The sequence below is a fragment of the Streptomyces sp. NPDC053665 genome, from assembly GCF_055585285.1.
This window is the reverse complement of sequence record NZ_JBVJKK010000001.1, coordinates 1,131,072-1,147,934: the sequence shown is the minus strand read 5'-3', so window position 1 is coordinate 1,147,934 and position 16,863 is coordinate 1,131,072. Positions and strand designations below refer to the sequence as shown.

Annotated in this window: 13 protein-coding genes; 6 read left to right on the top strand and 7 right to left on the bottom strand. The window is 74.8% G+C overall.

Annotated features, from left to right (window positions below):
• Nucleotides 1-31: 31 nt before the first annotated feature.
• Nucleotides 32-1,303: a cytochrome P450 gene (locus ACZ6ZN_RS04935; RefSeq protein ID WP_469643103.1), complete on the bottom strand. Its 1,272-nt coding sequence runs from the start codon at nt 1,301-1,303 to the stop codon at nt 32-34.
• Nucleotides 1,304-1,437: 134 nt separating this feature from the next.
• On the opposite strand from ACZ6ZN_RS04935, the gene ACZ6ZN_RS04930 reads away from it, so the two are divergent.
• The 3 genes from ACZ6ZN_RS04930 (at nt 1,438) to ACZ6ZN_RS04920 (ending at nt 3,473) form a co-directional block, all read left to right on the top strand.
• Nucleotides 1,438-1,896: a DUF4383 domain-containing protein gene (locus ACZ6ZN_RS04930; RefSeq protein ID WP_398109588.1), complete on the top strand. Its 459-nt coding sequence runs from the start codon at nt 1,438-1,440 to the stop codon at nt 1,894-1,896.
• A 75-nt stretch (nt 1,897-1,971) separates the two neighbouring features.
• Nucleotides 1,972-2,922, top strand: a complete 951-nt coding sequence (locus tag ACZ6ZN_RS04925; protein ID WP_398109587.1) for a Rieske (2Fe-2S) protein — start codon at nt 1,972-1,974, stop codon at nt 2,920-2,922.
• Between the two features lie 11 nt (nt 2,923-2,933).
• Nucleotides 2,934-3,473: a DUF1360 domain-containing protein gene (locus ACZ6ZN_RS04920; RefSeq protein ID WP_469643100.1), complete on the top strand. Its 540-nt coding sequence runs from the start codon at nt 2,934-2,936 to the stop codon at nt 3,471-3,473.
• A gap of 56 nt (nt 3,474-3,529) precedes the next feature.
• On the opposite strand, the gene ACZ6ZN_RS04915 is transcribed toward ACZ6ZN_RS04920, so the two are convergent.
• The 3 genes from ACZ6ZN_RS04915 to ACZ6ZN_RS04905 all read right to left on the bottom strand — a co-directional run bounded on the left by ACZ6ZN_RS04915 (nt 3,530) and on the right by ACZ6ZN_RS04905 (nt 7,103).
• On the bottom strand, nt 3,530-4,297 hold the full coding sequence (locus ACZ6ZN_RS04915; RefSeq protein WP_469643098.1) for a phosphodiesterase: 768 nt from the start codon (nt 4,295-4,297) through the stop codon (nt 3,530-3,532).
• A gap of 421 nt (nt 4,298-4,718) precedes the next feature.
• Nucleotides 4,719-5,783 (bottom strand): non-homologous end joining protein Ku, encoded by a 1,065-nt coding sequence (gene ku / locus ACZ6ZN_RS04910; RefSeq protein ID WP_469643096.1) that lies wholly within the window; start codon nt 5,781-5,783, stop codon nt 4,719-4,721.
• 120 nt (nt 5,784-5,903) lie between these two features.
• Nucleotides 5,904-7,103 carry a magnesium and cobalt transport protein CorA gene (locus tag ACZ6ZN_RS04905; RefSeq protein WP_469643094.1) on the bottom strand — a complete coding sequence of 400 codons (1,200 nt, stop codon included), beginning with the start codon at nt 7,101-7,103 and terminating at the stop codon, nt 5,904-5,906.
• Between the two features lie 145 nt (nt 7,104-7,248).
• On the opposite strand from ACZ6ZN_RS04905, the gene ACZ6ZN_RS04900 reads away from it, so the two are divergent.
• Nucleotides 7,249-8,358: a winged helix DNA-binding domain-containing protein gene (locus ACZ6ZN_RS04900; protein ID WP_469643092.1), complete on the top strand. Its 1,110-nt coding sequence runs from the start codon at nt 7,249-7,251 to the stop codon at nt 8,356-8,358.
• 143 nt (nt 8,359-8,501) lie between these two features.
• Here the strand turns inward: ACZ6ZN_RS04900 and ACZ6ZN_RS04895 are convergent, their stop codons facing one another.
• The 3 genes from ACZ6ZN_RS04895 to ACZ6ZN_RS04885 all read right to left on the bottom strand — a co-directional run bounded on the left by ACZ6ZN_RS04895 (nt 8,502) and on the right by ACZ6ZN_RS04885 (nt 13,413).
• Nucleotides 8,502-9,293: a S1 family peptidase gene (locus tag ACZ6ZN_RS04895; protein ID WP_451879617.1), complete on the bottom strand. Its 792-nt coding sequence runs from the start codon at nt 9,291-9,293 to the stop codon at nt 8,502-8,504.
• Between the two features lie 246 nt (nt 9,294-9,539).
• The gene (locus ACZ6ZN_RS04890; protein WP_469643090.1) at nt 9,540-12,392 is read right to left on the bottom strand and encodes a helix-turn-helix transcriptional regulator; all 2,853 of its coding nucleotides are present in this window, start codon (nt 12,390-12,392) and stop codon (nt 9,540-9,542) included.
• Nucleotides 12,393-12,594: 202 nt separating this feature from the next.
• On the bottom strand, nt 12,595-13,413 hold the full coding sequence (locus ACZ6ZN_RS04885; RefSeq protein ID WP_451879619.1) for a helix-turn-helix transcriptional regulator: 819 nt from the start codon (nt 13,411-13,413) through the stop codon (nt 12,595-12,597).
• 125 nt (nt 13,414-13,538) lie between these two features.
• On the opposite strand from ACZ6ZN_RS04885, the gene ACZ6ZN_RS04880 reads away from it, so the two are divergent.
• Both ACZ6ZN_RS04880 and ACZ6ZN_RS04875 read left to right on the top strand, forming a co-directional pair.
• On the top strand, nt 13,539-15,218 hold the full coding sequence (locus ACZ6ZN_RS04880) for an AMP-binding protein (protein ID WP_469643088.1): 1,680 nt from the start codon (nt 13,539-13,541) through the stop codon (nt 15,216-15,218).
• Nucleotides 15,215-16,798 carry an AMP-binding protein gene (locus ACZ6ZN_RS04875; protein ID WP_469643086.1) on the top strand — a complete coding sequence of 528 codons (1,584 nt, stop codon included), beginning with the start codon at nt 15,215-15,217 and terminating at the stop codon, nt 16,796-16,798. Before ACZ6ZN_RS04880 ends, ACZ6ZN_RS04875 begins: the two co-directional genes overlap by 4 nt.
• The last annotated feature ends 65 nt before the right edge of the window (nt 16,799-16,863 follow it).

The window sequence follows — 16,863 nt, the reverse complement described above, 5'->3', positions numbered from 1 at the left end:
GCCCTCCGCGCGGCGGCCTGCTCGCCGGTTCTCACGCGGTGTGCACCGGCGCTGTCTGCCCGGCGGGCACCGGGACGCGGACGGACTCCATGACGAAGCCGCTGCGGATCCGGGCCGGCAGACGGTTCAGCGGGATCCTCAGGTCCTGCTCCGGCACTTCGTACTCCAGCCGGGCGAGCCGCGGGGCGAGGGCCGCCAGCAGGGCGATCGTGATGTCCTCGCCGGGGCAGCGGTGGCCCGTGGCGGGATCGCCGCCGCCCTGGGGGATCAGCTCGTCCCGGGCGGGCGGCTGCCCGAGGAAGCGCCGCGGCGCGAAGGCGTGGGGCTCGTCCCAGAGTTCCGGGTCGTGGTTCTGCCCGTACAGGTCGAGCAGGACCATCGCGCCCTCGGGGATCGGCTCGCCGTGCCAGTCCAGGTCGGTGACGGCCAGGCCGCCCACGAACGGGGCGAAGGGGTAGAAGCGCCGCAGCTCGTGGGCGAAGGCCACGGCGTAGGCCGGGTCCCCGCCGCGCAGTTCCTCGCGGACGTCCGGGCGTCGCAGCGCGTGACCGGCGTAGGCGACGAACCAGCACACCGCGACGGTGGGGCGGACGACGTTGAGCAGTTCGACCGCGGCGGTGCGCGGGTCGAGGAGCCGCCCGTCGGCGTCCCGGTGCCGGGCCACCACGTCCAGGACGGACCCGTCCGGGGCGGTCGCCCCACCGGCGCGCACACTCCCGACCAGGGCGCCCAGCCGGCCCTCCAGGCGGGCCCGGGCCCGGCGGGCACGCCAGTGGCGCGGACCCGCCGTGGCGAAACCGTCGACCAGGGACACCAGGTCCGCCGCGACCGCGTCATCGTCCTCGAGCGGGATCCCGGCCCAGCGGCACACGCCCCGGGTGAGCACGCGGCTCGCCTCGTCGAACAGCACGATCCGGCGGCCGGGCCAGGAGCGCACCGTCTCGTCCCAGTCCGCGGTGACGGCGTCCACCACCCCGGCGACCGCCCGCGGCCCGGTGAGCAGGGAGAGGAACATGCCCTTGCGGCCGCGGTGCAGGGGGCCGTCCAGCGTGTGCACGGCCCCGTGCCCGAACAGGGTGCTCAGCACCGGGCCGGGCAGGGCCGCACCGCGCTCGACGTGCCGCTCGTCGTAGAAGAAGCGCACCGCCTGCGGGCCGTGCAGGGCCACGGCGTGCCGGCCCATGAGGCGGGTGCGCACCAGCGGGGCGTCCGTGCGGCGCCTGCGGTCGGGCAGCCAGGTGTAGCCCTTGGCCAGCAGGGCGAGCGAACTGTCGGCGAGCACGGGGCGACGGCTTCGATCCATGGCGCCGCGAGTGCCCCTCCCGCCACACCGGGAAACGCCCCCGGAAACCAAGGAGGTTGGGTGGTGCAGCGGGGGTACTCGCGGCGCACCGGGCGCTCGACGTGACGCGCCCCTCACGCCGGAAGGCCACCGCCATGAGCTCACGAACGCAGCCGACGACCGGTGCCCGCACGCCCGTCCAGACGGCGGCACTGCTGGTGGGAGCAGTGTTCCTGCTGGTCGGCATCCTGGGCTTCATACCGGGGATCACCACCGGATACGACTCGATGGAGTTCGCCTCGCACGACTCCGGTGCCGAACTGCTCGGCGTCTTCCAGATCTCCGTCCTGCACAACCTGGTCCACCTCGCGTTCGGCGTGGCCGGCCTGGCCATGTCCCGCAGCGCCGCGGCCGCCCGCACCTACCTGCTGGCCGGCGGCGCCGTCTACCTCGTGCTGTGGCTGTACGGCCTGATCATCGGCCACGACAGTGCCGCCAACTTCGTCCCGCTGAACACGGCCGACGACTGGCTGCACTTCTTCCTCGGCATCGGCATGATCGCCCTGGGCGCCCTGCTCACCCGCGGCCCGGCCACCGGCACGCGGAGGGCGTGACATGGGCGGCGGCTGCCTCCGCGCGGGCGCCCGCGTCCCTGTTTGCCGTCCCGGCCGGTGGGGACCCGGCCGGGCATGACCACCAAGCGACGCCGCCTGCTGCGGCAGAACCGGATGCTGTGGCTGCTGGACCGCCTGGAGCGCGAGTCCGGGGCCGACGCGGTGATCGACACCCTCCGCAAGGGCGTGCGGGCGCTGCCGCTGGGACGCGGCCGCGACCTGCTGCACGGCCGGTGGATGGGTCACCCCGTGCACCCGCTGATGGTGCAGGTGCCGATCGGCAGCTGGCTCTCGGCGGCGGTCCTGGACCTGCGTCCGGGCCGCTCCCGCGAGGCCCGGCTGCTGATCGGCGTCGGGCTCGGGGCCGCGGCCCCGGCGGCCCTGGCCGGCTGGGTCGACTGGGCGGAACTGCACCGCCAGCAGCAGCGCGTCGGCCTGGCGCACGCCCTGTCCAACATCGCGGCCGTCGGGCTGTACGCGACCTCCCTCGCCTGCCGCGCCACGGGCCGGGAGACGGCGGGCCGGACCTACGGGTTCCTCGGACTGACGGTGGTCGGCGTCGGCGGCCTGCTGGGCGGCCACATGGCCTACCGGCAGGCCGCCGGCGCCAATCACGCCGAGGAGGTCCCGCACGTCGTCTCCGAGGGCTGGCACCCGGTCGGCGCCGTCGAGGAGTTCCCGGCGGGTGAGCCGGTGCGGCGCACGGTCGACGACGTGCCGGTGCTGGTCGTGCGCGAGACCGGCGGGCAGATCCACGCCCTCGCCGAACGGTGCAGCCACCTGGCCGGACCCCTCGCCGAGGGCACCGTCGCCGACGGCTGCGTGCGCTGCCCCTGGCACGGCAGCGTCTTCCGCCTCTCCGACGGCTGGAACGTGGCCGGCCCCGCCACCGCCCCCCAGCCCTCCTTCGAGACCCGGATCACCGGCAACCGGGTCGAGGTGCGCCTGCGGCACCAGAACGGCGGCCGGCACACCGCACCGGACCGTGCCCTCACCGAACAAGGAAAGCGCAGCTCGAACAGGTAATGAACGTGAACATGACGTCAGTGGCGGAGAGTCGCCCGGCACAGAGGCTGCGCGGGTTGCTGCGCCGCACCCATACGGGCTACTCCGGCGGCCACGACCGGCCGCTCGGCGGCTACACCGCCGCCATGGCGGGATTCGCGGTGTTCACCACGGCCTGGGCGACCGCCGTCCGGCTGAGCGGACGCCCCGTCCCGGCGCGCCCCGAGCCGTGGGACGTCGCCCTGACCGCGGTCGCCACGTTCCGCCTCAGCCGCCTGCTGAGCAAGGCCTCGGTGACCAGCCCCCTGCGGGCCCCCTTCACCCGGTACGTGGGCCCGCAGGGGCCGGCCGAACTGGAGGAGGAGGCGCAGCCCGACGGCCGGCACACGGTCGGCGAGCTGGCGACCTGCCCCTTCTGCATGAGCGTCTGGATCGCCTCGGCGCTCACGGCCGGTCAGCTGCTCTGGCCCCGGGCCACCCGTACCGCCATGGGCACGCTCACCGCGCTGGCCGGGGCCGACACGCTGCAACTGGCGTACGGCGCGCTGGTCGGCAGGACGACGGGCGACTGACCGGCGGCCGGCGGTCGGAGCGGGGCCGACCGGCGACCGCCGGCCGCCGGTGGCGGCTAGGAAACCTCGCCGCGGGCACCCCGCCCCCGCCGGGAGCCCCGGTACGCGGCACGGCGCGTCGCGGCCAGGACGGGACCCGGCGCGAACGCGCGCACGCTGTGCCGGTAGGGGTCGAAGTCGACGGTGTCCCCGGGGTCCACGGGCAGGACGTCCCGCACCGTGAGCACCGCGAACCGCCGCCAGGACGCCGCACCCACCTGCGCGCACAGGTCGTACACCAGCGGCCCGGCGGCCAGCGCGGCGGCGATGCCCTCCGGACCGCCCGGCACCGGCGCCTGCCGGGTCCGGCGCGGGAAGGCGACCAGGAGGGACGACCGGCCGGCCACCCGGTAGGGCAGCAGGCTGGAGTACGGGCCGCGCAGCGCGTCGGCGCGCGGCAGCGGCAGATGCCGGGAGACGCGGCCGCGGCCGCTGCTGGTCATCAGCAGGTCGAGGGTGCGGCCCGGGCCGTCGGCGTCCGTCACCCGGACGGCCAGGCCCAGCCCGTCCGGCAGCCGCCGGGGCAGGCCGCCCGCACGCGAGAGGCGGACCGTCGCCGTCAGCCGCCGGGGCGAGTCCAGCCACGGCACGCCCCACGGCCCGGCCCCGTCGTCCGGCACCTCCAGCTCACCCGCGCAGGTCAGCCCCCGCGGGTGCAGGGCCGGGGCCCGCCGCACCCGGGCCAGCGCCCGAAAGGCACCCTCGACCAGGGCGACCGGCCGGGACACGGACACGGGCGGGCCGGCGGCCCGGGTCCCGGGTGTGGCCCCGTCACGCACGCTCACGACGTGGACCTCCGTCCTCGCGGGTGTCCGTCGCGAAGCGGTGCGCGGCGGCGGTCCTCATGGCCGCGTACGGGAAGGGCGCACACGCGAAACGCGTCCTCGACCAGGGCGACCGACCGGGACGCGGAGGCGGGCGGGTCGCCGGGGGTCCGCTCGCTGCGTGTTTCATGACGCCGTGCGCGGCGGCGCTCTTCACGGCCGCGTACGGGAAGGGCGCTCGCGCGGAAGGCGTCCTCGACCAGGGCGACCGGCCGGGATGCGGAGGCGGGCGGGTCGCCGGGGGTCTGCTCCCTGCGTGTTTCATGACGCCGTGCGCGGCGGTGATGGTCACGGCCGCGCACGGGGACCGGGCTCCTGCCCAACGGGGGCCTCCCTCCTCAGGGGGCAGCCGGGTACCCTCCGCGGGCTTCGCCACCCGTGGTCAGGCCGCGCTCCCGGCGCGACGGCGGCCCGGCCGGGTCAGGGCGTCGATCAGCTGGTCGCGGGTCATCTTCGACCGGCCCTCGATGCCCTGTTCGCCGGCCCGCTCGTACAGCTCGGCCTTGGTCAACTGCCGCAGCTCGCTGCGGCTCGCACCCCGCTCACGGCCCTTCGGCGCGCGCGCCCGCTCCGGGCGCGAGGACCGCGAGGACCCGGACGCGGCCCGGCGGGAGTCCTTCCCGGCGGATCCGGACCGCCGGGACCCGCTGCGCTTGCCGCCGCCGGAGGCGCCGGCCTGGGCGAGGCTGCTCTCCAGCACCGCCATCAGGTCGACGACGCCGGTGGCCTCGGGCGGCCCCTCCGCCACGGCGACCTCCTGGCCCTCGGCTTTCGCCTTCACCAGCTCGCGGACCTTCTCCTGGTACGTGTCGTGGTACCGGTGCGGGTCCCACGGGCCGCTGAGGGCGTCCACCAGCCGCAGCGCCATGTCCAGTTCCTTGCCGCGCCCGGCCCGGCGGGAGGGCAGGTCGGGCAGTTCGGTGCCCGGGTCGCGCACCTCGTCGGCCCAGTGCAGGGTCTGCAGCACCAGGAGCTTGTCCTCGGCCCGCAGCGCCGTCAGATACTGCTTGTTCCGCATGACGAACGTGGCCACGCCCGCCTTGCCGGTCTTCTCCAGCGCCGCCCGCAGCAACTCGTAGACCTTGAGGTACTCCTCGCCCCGCGGGGCGACGTAGTAGGTGCGGGCGAAGTACACCGGCTCGATCCGGTCCAAGTCGACGAAGTCGGAGATCTCGATGGTCTTGGACCGGCCCGGTGCGATCTCGTCCAGCTCGTCCGGCTCGACGATCACGTACTCGCCCTCGCCCACCTCGTAGCCCTTGACGATGTCGGACGTGGAGACCTCCTCGCCGGTGCGCTCGTTGACGCGCCGGTTGCGGATGCGGTCCCCGGTGCCGCGCTGGAGCTGGTGGAAGTGGACGGTGTGGTCCTCGGTCGCGGTGAACAGCCCGACCGGCACCGTGACCAGGCCGAAGGTGATCACGCCTGTCCAGATCGCCCGAGCCATGCCGCGCTCCGTCCCGTCCGTCCCCGGCGTGCCCGTCCGCCGCGGTGTCCCCTCCACGCTCGCACCGAGCGGGACGGCCCGCCCGCCGGGCGGCCGGCGGGGCACCCGAACGGCGTCCCCTCAGAGCCAGTCCCGGCGCTTGAAGACCACGTACAGCCCGACGCAGACCAGGCCCATCGCGGCGATCGCGAAGGGGTACCCGAAGCCCCAGCCCAGCTCCGGCATGTGGTCGAAGTTCATGCCGTACACCGTGCCCACCAGCGTCGGCGCGAACAGGATCGCCGCCCACGCCGAGATCTTCTTGATCTCCTCGTTCTGCTCGAAGCCGGCCTCCGCCAGGGCGCGCATCTCGGCGTTCTGCTGCTGCGTGACGAGCGTGGCGTTCACCGTGAGGATCTCGGTGAGGGCCTGGCGGAAGGTGTCGACGCGCTCGCTGATGTGCGTGACGTGGTCGGCCACGTCCCGCAGGTAGCGCTGCAGTTCCTCGTCGGTCCCGTACTTGGCGAAGCCCGCCGTCAGCGCGCGCAGCATGCCGCCCAGGGGGCGGGTGGCGCGCTGGAACTCGACCATCTCCCGGGAGAGTTCGTAGATGCGCCGGGACACCTCGGGGTCGCCGCGGAACACCTCGGTCTCGATCTCGTCGATGTCGTTCTGCACGCCCGCCACCACCGGCACGTAGCCGTCGACGACCGCGTCGAGGATGGCGTACAGCACCGCCTCGGGCCCCAGCCGCAGCAGTTCGGGCGTCGCCTCCATGCGGCGGCGCACCGCCGACAGGTCCGGTGCCGCGCCGTGGCGGACCGTGATCACGAAGTCCGGGCCGACGAACACGTGCAGTTCGCCGAAGTCGACCTCCTCCGGCGCGTCCAGGTAGAGCGCGGCCCGCAGCACCACGAACAGCGTCTCGCCGTAACGCTCCAGCTTCGGCCGCTGATGCGCCTTGATCGCGTCCTCGACGGCGAGCGGGTGCAGGTCGAACTCCGCTGCCAGCGCGTGCAGTTCGTCGTCCGTGGGGCGGGCGAGCCCGATCCACGCCATGCCGGCCGGCTGCTCGCGCAGGGCGCGGAAGGTGTCCGCCAGGGTCGCGGGGGAGGAGACGCGGACGCCGTCGCGGTAGAGGGCCGCCTCGACCACACTGGCCGGCTCGGCGGGCCGCTCCGCCTGCGCCGGGCCGTCGGCGGGCGGCTGCGCCGGCGGCAGGGCGCGGCGCCACACCGACTTGCGCGCACCGCGGCCCGCCGGCCGGGCGGAACCGGCGGTCCGCCCGGACCCGGAGGCAGGCCGGTCGTTCCCGGCGGAGCCGGCGCGTGGCTCGGGCATCGCGGCTGCCTCTCGGTCGAGGATGCGTACGCGGGGATCGGGGGAGCATGGGGGCGGGACACGAGCAGAATACGGGCCGCATCCGCCGCGGACCTCTCCGCCATCGCGGACAGAACCTGTCCGCGACCCTCGCTACCGTGCCTCCATGACCACCACCAAGCGGAGCGCCACGGCACCCGTCCTCGGCACGCGCGCCCTCAACCGGGCCACGCTCGACCGCCAGCTCCTGCTGCGCCCCGCGCGGATGTCCGCCGCCGAGGCCGTGGAGCACCTGGTCGGCCTCCAGGCGCAGAACGTCAAGCCGCCGTACTACGCGCTCGCCGCCCGCCTGGACGCCTTCACCCCCGAGGCGCTGTCCCGGCTGATGGCCGACCGCTCGGCCGTCCGGATCGTCACCATGCGCTCCACCATCCACACCCACACCGCGGACGACTGCCTCGTGCTGCGCCCCCTGGTGCAGCCCGCCCGCGACCGCGAACTGGTCGCCTTCCGCAAGGGTCTGGCCGGCGTCGACCTGGACCGGCTCGCCGCCCTGGCCCGCGACCTCGTCGAGGAGGCACCGCGCACCATGGGCGAGCTGCGCGAGGCCCTGGCGCAGCAGTGGCCCGACGCCGACCCCCAGGCCCTGGGCGTCGCCGCCCGGTGCCGGCTCCCGCTGGTGCAGGTGACCCCGCGCGGGCTGTGGGAGCGCAGCGGCCAGGTCCGGCTGACCACCGCCGGGCACTGGCTGGGCCGTGCCGCGGAACCGGCCCCCGCCCCGGAGGCGGTCGTCCTGCGCTACCTGGCCGCCTTCGGCCCGGCCTCCGTGAAGGACATGCAGACCTGGGCGGGGCTGACCCGGCTGCGTGCGGCGTTCGAGCGGCTGCGCCCTGAGCTCGTCACCTTCCGGGACGACGGCGGCACCGAGCTGTTCGACCTCCCGGACGCCCCCCGCCCCGACCCGGACACCCCCGCCCCGCCGCGCTTCCTGCCCGAGTTCGACAACCTGCTGCTCTCGCACGCCGACCGCACGCGGGTCGTCCCGCCCGAGCACCGGGGCCGCTCCTGGCAGGGCAACGTCGCCCACCGTACCCTGCTCGTCGACGGCTTCCTGGCCGGGCTGTGGCGCCTGGACGAGGACGCCCTGGTGATCGAGCCCTTCGGCCGGCTCGCCCGCGCCGCGCGGGAGGAGGTCGTCGCCGAGGGGGAGCGGATGCTGCGGACCATGCACCCGGGGGCCTCGTACGACATCCGCTTCGGCGCCGTACGGACGTGAGGCGGGCGGCGCCCCCCCCCGCTCGCCCCCGGGCGGCCGCCACCGGCACGCGGACATGGAGAGGGGGCGTTGCGGGCCGCTCGTGGAGGCCCGCAACGCCCCCTGGTATCGCACCTGAGGGTTGCTCAGGAAACCTGCTCAGATCACGAGTTGACCTGGGCCGTGACGAGGCTGGAGAAGGTGGTCAGCCGGGTGTAGACACCCGGGTACCCGGCCTGGGCGCAGCCCTCGCCCCAGGAGGTGATGCCTGCCAGGACGCCCCCGATGAGCAGGGGACCACCGCTGTCGCCCTGGCAGGTGTCCACGCCGCCGGTCGTCCTGCCGGCGCACACCATGTCGCTGCGCACGAAGTCCGAGCCGTAGGAGTTCGCGCAGCTGGAGTCGGACACGGTCGGAACGGTCGCGGTGCGCAGCTGGTTGGAGGAGCTGCCGCCCGCGGAGGTGGTGCCCCAGCCGAGGATGCGGGCGGTGGTGCCGGCCGCGTACACCGAGGTCTGGGAGGAGGAGACGTACTTGGCCGTGGTGTACGGCATGGACGTCGACAGCGTCAGCACGGCCACGTCGTCGCCGTTGGTGGCGTCGGTGTAGCTCGGGTGGATCCATATCCTGCTGACCCGGGCCACGGTGCCGTTGGTGCCGTTGAGGTAGGTGCGGCCGCCGACGACGCGCACGCTGCTCGTCGTCTCGCCGACCATGCAGTGCGCGGCGGTGACCACCTTCGTGGGCGAGACCAGGGTGCCGCCGCAGAACTGGTTCTGCGAGGCGTCCGTGATCTGCATGACGTACGGGTACGCGGACGTGGTGGTCGTGGTGCCGCCGACGATCGGCTGGGGCGCGGCGACGGCCGTGGGGGCGGCGAGCAGCGCGGTCGTGGCGGCGGCAGCGGTCGCCGCGGCTACGGCGGCGGCCTTTCTGGCAGCGTTGAGCCCGAACATGGGTCTCCTCGGGGAGTTGCCGGTGGGGGGTCGCGCGGGTGGTGGTGCACGGTGACCCTCACGTCGTTGTTCGGATCTCCGTGTGCCCGGCGAGCGGCACGCCCCCAAGCTAGGGCCGGTGCGGCGAGGCCCCCAATGAGGGAACCCCCTAAGGGAGTTGGGGCAGGGAAAACCCTCGGTCCGGCCGCGTAAACCCAGGTCGGACCGCATGGCCCGGCGCCGTGCGGGTGCTCCGGCGGTCCCGGCTCAGGTGGTGCGGCGGCCGGCGGCCAGCCGGACGATGTCCACCCGGGAGCGGATACCCAGCTTGCGGTAGACCCGGGTGAGGGTCGCCTCGACGGTCTTGACGCTGATGAACAGACGGGCCGCGATCTCCCGGTTGGTCGCCCCCTCCATCACCAGCGAGGCCACCTGACGCTCCATCGAGGCGAGTCCCTCCAGCGCGTCGAGCGCGACGGGCGGCGCCGAGGCGGCCGGTGCCACCGGCGCGGCCGACCCGGCGGTGGCGGCCGCGTCCACCTGCCGCAGCCAGGGCAGGGCCCGGCAGCGCCTGAACAACCGCGCCGCCTCGTCGTAGGGCGCCGGAGCCGGGGCGCCGGGCGCCGAGCCGCGCGCGGCGGTGCTCTGCGCCCGCAGGCGGGCCAGCGCGAAGGCGGCCCGGGCCTCCTCCAGCCCGTACCCGAGCCGGCCCAGCCGGTCCTGCACGGACGCCAGCCGCACGAGCGCGCCCTCGTGGTCGCCCCGCGCCGCGCGCACCAGCGCCTCGGCGCGGTCCAGCACGGCCAGCACGCTCTGCCGGCCCAGCCGCATCGCGTGCACCCGGGTGGTGTCGACGAGGTCCTGGGCCTCGCCCGGTTCGCCGACGCGCACCAGCGCCTCGGCGAGGTCGCCGTGCCAGCGGCCGCGCCCGGGGTCGTTGATGCCCAGGCCCTGCTCCAGCTCACGCACCCGGCGCAGCGAGCGCACCGCGGCCGCCGGGTCCCCGGCCACCAACTGGGCGTAACCCAGCGCGGCCAGGGCCCGCGACAGGTACATCTGGTCGCCGTCGACCTCGGCGTGGTCGGCCGCCTCGCGGGCGAGGGCGAGCGCCCGGTCGACGTCCCCGCCGGAGGCCTCCGCGAGGGAGGCGAGCATCGCCGAGGCGCCCTCGCCGATCCCGGAGTCGCGGGCCAGGCGCAGACTCTCGCGGGCCAGGTCGAGGGCCCGGCCGCAGTGCCCGGAGCGCAGTTCGGTGTCGGCGAGGAAGCGCAGGAAGTGCACCTCGCTCTCGACCATGCCGCGCCGGCGCACCTCGCGCAGCAGCGCGGTGATCGTGGCCCGCGCCTCCGGCAGCTGGTCGCTCATGATCAGCCAGCGGAACCGGGCCGAACCGGCGCCGTTGTGATGGCAGGCCACATACGGGTCCTGCGGCTCCGTCAGCGCCCGCTTGACGGTCACCGGGGCGTCCGGGTGGCCCATCAGGGTCTCGGTGGAGGCCTGGAAGGACAGCGCCATCAGCTCGGTGCGCCGGTCCCCGCCCCGGGCCGCCAGCTCCGCCGCGTGCGCGGCCTCCTGCCGGGCCTCCGCGAAGTCCCCCTCCACCACCAGGCCGCGCCAGGCCAGCTGGTAGTGGACCAGCGCCAGCAGGCCCGGGTCGTCGCCCGCGTCGGCCAGGACCTGCGGGAAGACGGCGTCGACGTCCCCGAGGGCCTGCCCGGCCGCCTCGATGACGACCATCCAGGCCCGTACCCGCTCGGCGGGCACGGTGGCACGCGTCAGTACGTCGCGGGCGATGTCGCGGGCGAGATCGGCCTCGCCCGCGGTGATCGCGTCCTCGGCGGCCTGCAGCCGCCGCTCGTCCGGTCCCGGAGTGCTGTCGGCCGGGGTGTGCCGGGCCGCGAGCAGTCCGAGCGAGGCCGCCACCGACGGCGCGCCGCGGTCCCGGGCCAGGGCCGCCGCCTCGGCGAGCCGGGCCGCGACCTCGGGGTCGGTGCCGGTGGTCGCCAGCGCCAGGTGCCGGGCACGCTCGATCGGGTCGGAGGCGGCCGTGGACAGCGCCGCGTGCACCGCGCGCCGCTCCTGCGCGGGGGCCTCCGCGTACAGCGCGGCCGAGATCAGGGGGTGCGCGAACCGCAGCGCCGGCGCCTCGGAGTCCGTGGCCAGCAGCCCCAGGGCCGCCGCCTGGGCCGTCTCCGCCTCGGCGTGCTCCCGGCCCGCCGCGTGCAGCAGCGCCAGCGAGGGACGGGCACCGGCACTGGCCACCAGCAGGGTCCGGCGGGCCTCGTCCGACAGCATCTCCAGCCGGCTCAGCACCAGCGCCCGCAGGGAGGTCGGCACCGGCAGCGGCTCACCGGGCCGCGGCCGTGCCGTGCTCTCGGCCAGGGCACGGCCCAGCTCCAGGGCGAACAGGGGATTGCCGCCGCTGGTGCGGTGGATGTCGCGGACCGTGGAACGGGACAGCGGGGTGTAGCCGCGGTGGTCCAGCAGCGCCGAGACCTGGGTACGGGTGAGTGGCCCCAGCCGGACGGCGAGCGTGTCGGGCGGGGACGCGCGCAGGTGGCGGTCGTACTCCTCGCCCTCGGTGCGCACCGCGCACAGCATCTGCACCGGTGTGTCACCGAGGCGGCGGGCGGCGAAGCCCAGCAGTTCCGCGCTGGCGGCGTCCAGCCACTGAAGGTCGTCGGCCACCACGAGCACCGGGCCCCTGGTGGCCAGCGCCCGCAGCGCCGACAGCACGGCCAGGCGCAGCGCGAGCCCGTCCCGCTGGAGCGTGGACTCGCCCCGGCCGGTCAGCGCCGACTCCAGGGCGGTGCGCTGCGCTGCCGGCAGGGACCCGGAGACGTCGTCCAGGACGAGCCCGAACAGATCGGCCAGCGCCAGGAAGGGCAGATGCGATTCCGACTCGGTCGCCGAGCAGCGCAACACCGTGCGGTCCGGACCGGCGTATTCCGCGGCCAGTGCCCGCAGGACGGTCGACTTTCCAATTCCGGCCGGACCGTGGAGCAGCACACTGCCGCCCCGGCCGAGCTGATCCCGGGCCGACGTGAAGAGATCCTCCCGGCCGATGACCAGGTCGGGGCGGCTCCTGGAAGGCTCCTGGAAGTCCCGTCGTACGGTCACCGCGGCCCTCCCTGTGTCGTGTCCTGGCCAATATTAGGCAACAGCTCTTCGAATAACGGAGGGACGGTGTGGTGAGGGAAATAACAGGGGTGCGGACGGGCGAATTCACCGGCCGCGGAATGCCGCGGAACACGGCGCCCGCACCTGCGCGGGGCACCGCCGCCCGGCCGCGCGGCCGGACCCGGGGGAAAGCACCACCAACCTACGGCAACCATCCCGCCCGGCGCGCGGCCACCACGGCCTCGCCCCGGGTACGCGCCCGCAGCTTGCGCATGGCCGACCGCAGGTACCCCTTGACCGTCTCGGGCGTCACGCCCAGCCGCTGGGCGGCGGCCGCGTTGGTGGCGCCCGCCGCGACGCAGGCCAGCACGTCCACCTCGCGCGGGGCGAGCCGCACCCGGGCCGCCGGGCCGGGACCCCCGCCCTCGGCCGCCAGCAGCGTGCAGGCCCGCAGCAGCTCCGCCCGCAACCGCGCGTCGGCGATCCGCGGGGCCAGGGCCCGCAGGGCCGCGTGCGCCTCCCGCACCTGCTCCCACCCCGCGCCCGTCCCGGCCCCGGCGGCGACCGTGCGGGCCTCGTCCCGCACCGCCAGCGCCCGCTCCACGTCCCGCGCCGCCTCGACCGCGGCGTCCAGCATCCGCCCGCCCAGCGGCAGCGCCGTGCGCAGCGCCCCGTACAGCACCCCCCGCACCCGGTGCCCCACCACCACCGGCACGGCCAGCACCGAGCGCAGGCCCTCCGCGGCGACCGGGGCGTCGTACTCGTGGCTGATCTGCCGGGACACCGAGTAGTCCGTCACCACGCACGGCCGGGACAGCGCCACCGCCTTCCCGCCCAGCCCGTTCCCCGACGTCACCACCAGCGAGCGCAGCGCGCCGGTCGCCGTGCCGCTCAGCTCGCTGATGCGCACCCGGGAGCCCGCCTCCAGCAGCCCGCCGAAGGCGACCGGAAGGCCCGTGCCGCGCCGCAGGCGCAGCAGTGCGTCCCGCATCTCGACCGCCTCGGACGCGTCTGCCGTCACCCGCTCGCCCCTTCGTTCCGGCTTCCGTGCGGCCCCACCCCCCGTTCGGGGGTAGTGAGACCCGCATCACGGATTACACGATGACTCGCAGCCGCCCGGCAATGGTCCGGCACCGAGGAGGACGCATGACATCGGCGACGGAGCAGTTCCGCAGCGCGCGGGACTTCCTGCTGGAACACCGCGACGACTACGCCACGGCCTACGAGGGCTTCCGCTGGCCCCGGCCGGAGTACTTCAACTGGGCGCTCGACTGGTTCGACGTGATCGCCGAGGACAACGCCCGCACGGCCCTGCACATCGTCGAGGAGGACGGCAGCGAGACGCGGCTGTCCTTCCAGGAGATGTCCCGGCTCTCGTCCCGGTGCGCCGGCTGGCTCCAGGACCGGGGCGTGCGCGCCGAGGACCGCGTCCTGGTCATGCTCGGCAACCAGGCCGAACTGTGGATCACCGCGCTGGCCGCGATGAAGCTGCGCGCGGTCGTCATCCCGGCCACCCCGCTGCTCGGCCCGGCGGACCTGCGCGACCGGGTGGAGCGCGGCCGGGTCCGGCACGTCGTGGCCCGTGCCGAGGACACCGCGAAGTTCGCCGAGGTCCCCGGGGACTACACGCGCATCGCCGCGGGCGCCGCCGGTGACGTGCCGGCCGGCTGGGCGGCGCTGGACGACGCCCACGGCGCCCCGGACGGCTTCGCGCCCGACGGCCCGACCCGGGCCGACGACCCGCTGATGCTCTACTTCACCTCCGGCACCACGGCCCGGCCCAAGCTCGTCGAGCACACCCACACCTCGTACCCGGTCGGCCATCTGGCGACCATGTACTGGATCGGCCTGAAGCCGGGCGACGTGCACCTGAACATCTCCTCGCCGGGCTGGGCCAAACACGCCTGGTCCAACCTCTTCGCCCCGTGGAACGCCGAGGCGACCGTCTTCCTGCACAACTACACGCGCTTCGACGCCGCCCGCCTCATGAGCGAGATGGACCGGGCGGGCGTCACCACCTTCTGCGCCCCGCCGACCGTGTGGCGCATGCTCATCCAGGCCGACCTCGGCCAGCTGCGCACCCCGCCCCGGGAGGTCGTCGCCGCCGGGGAGCCGCTGAACCCCGAGGTCGTCGAGCAGGTCCGCCGGGCCTGGGGCGTGACCGTCCGGGACGGCTTCGGGCAGACCGAGACCGCCGTCCAGGTCGCCAACAGCCCGGGCCAGCCGCTCAAGACCGGCTCGATGGGCCGGCCCAGCCCGGGGTACCGCGTGGAGCTCCTCGACCCGGTCTCCGGCGCCCCGGGCGCCACGGAGGGGGAGATCGCCCTGGACCTGTCGGAGCGGCCCGTCGGCCTGATGACCGGCTACCACGGCGACGCCGACCGGACGGCCGAGTCCATGGCCGGGGGCTACTACCGCACGGGTGACGTCGCCTCCCGGGACGAGGAGGGCTACCTCACCTACATCGGGCGCAGCGACGACGTCTTCAAGGCGTCCGACTACAAGATCAGCCCGTTCGAGCTGGAGAGCGCGCTGCTGGAGCACGAGGCGGTGGCCGAGGCGGCGGTCGTCCCCGCCCCGGACGAGCTGCGGCTCGCCGTCCCGAAGGCCTACGTGGTGCTCGCCGAGGGCTGGCGGCCCGGCCCGGACACGGCCAAGGTCCTCTTCGAGCACTCCCGTCAGACGCTCGCTCCCTACAAGCGCGTACGCCGCCTGGAGTTCGGCGAGCTGCCCAAGACCGTCTCCGGCAAGATCCGCCGGATCGAACTGCGCGAGGCCACGGCGGCCGGGTCGGACGCCGAGTACCGCGAGGAGGACTTCCGGTGAACTCCTACAGCCACGGCACCGGCGGCACCGCCCTGCTCGGTGACACCATCGGGGCGAACCTGGACCGCGCGGTCGCCGCCTGGCCCGAGCGCGAGGCGCTGGTGGACGTGCCGTCCGGCCGGCGCTGGACCTATGCGCAGTTCGGCGCCGCCGTGCGGGAACTGGCGTCGGCCCTGCTCGCCTCGGGCGTCGCCAAGGGCGACCGGGTGGGCGTGTGGGCGGTCAACTGCCCCGAGTGGGTGCTCGTCCAGTACGCCACCGCCCGGCTCGGCGCGATCATGGTGAACATCAACCCGGCGTACCGCACCCACGAGGTCGAGTACGTGCTGAGGCAGGCCGGGGTCTCGATGCTCTTCGCGTCCCTCGGCCACAAGTCGAGCGACTACCGGGCCATGGTCGAGGAGGTCCGGGGCCGCTGCCCCGGGTTGCGGGAGGTCGTGTACTTCGGCGATCCGGGCTGGGACGGTCTCCTCACCCGGGCCGGTGCCGAGCCGGTCCCCGAGGACCTCTCCTGCGACGACCCCATCAACATCCAGTACACGTCGGGCACGACGGGCTTCCCCAAGGGCGCGACCCTCTCCCACCACAACATCCTCAACAACGGCTACTTCGTGGGGGAACTGCTCGGCTACTCGGAACAGGACCGCATCTGCATCCCGGTGCCCTTCTACCACTGCTTCGGCATGGTCATGGGCAATCTGGCCGCCACCTCGCACGGCGCCTGCATGGTGATCCCCGCCCCCTCCTTCGACCCGGAGGCGACCCTGGAGGCGGTCCAGCGCGAGCGCTGCACCTCCCTGTACGGGGTGCCGACTATGTTCATCGCGGAGCTGAACCTCCCCGGCTTCGCCTCGTACGACCTGTCCTCGCTGCGCACCGGCATCATGGCGGGCTCGCCCTGCCCGGTGGAGGTGATGAAGCGGGTGGTCGCCGAGATGCACATGGCGGAGGTCTCCATCTGCTACGGCATGACCGAGACGTCCCCGGTGTCGTTGCAGACGCGGCGGGACGACGACCTGGAGCACCGCACCGGCACGGTCGGCCGGGTCCTGCCCCACCTCGAGGTCAAGGTGGTCGACCCGGCGACCGGGGTGACGCGGCCGCGCGGCGAGGCGGGGGAGCTGTGCACCCGCGGCTACAGCGTGATGCTCGGCTACTGGGACGAGCCGGAGAAGACCGCCGAGTCCGTCGACGCGGGCCGCTGGATGCACACCGGGGACCTGGCCGTGATGCGCGAGGACGGCTACGTGGAGATCGTCGGCCGCATCAAGGACATGATCATCCGCGGCGGGGAGAACATCTACCCGCGCGAGATCGAGGAGTTCCTCTACGCGCACCCCAAGATCAGGGACGTCCAGGTCGTGGGCGTCCCGCACCCGCACTACGGCGAGGAGGTCCTCGCCTGCGTCATCCCGCGCGACCCGGCCGACCCGCCGGTGCTGGAGGACCTGCGGGCCTTCTGCGCGGGCCGGCTGGCGCACTACAAGGTCCCGAGCCGGATGCAGGTCCTGGACGCCTTCCCCATGACGGTGTCCGGGAAGGTGCGCAAGGTGGAACTGCGCGAGCGCTACGCCGGGTGAACGACCGCGAGGGCGTTCGGTCGTGCGGAGCCGGGGGCCCGTAGGATCGACGCCCTTGGGGGGTG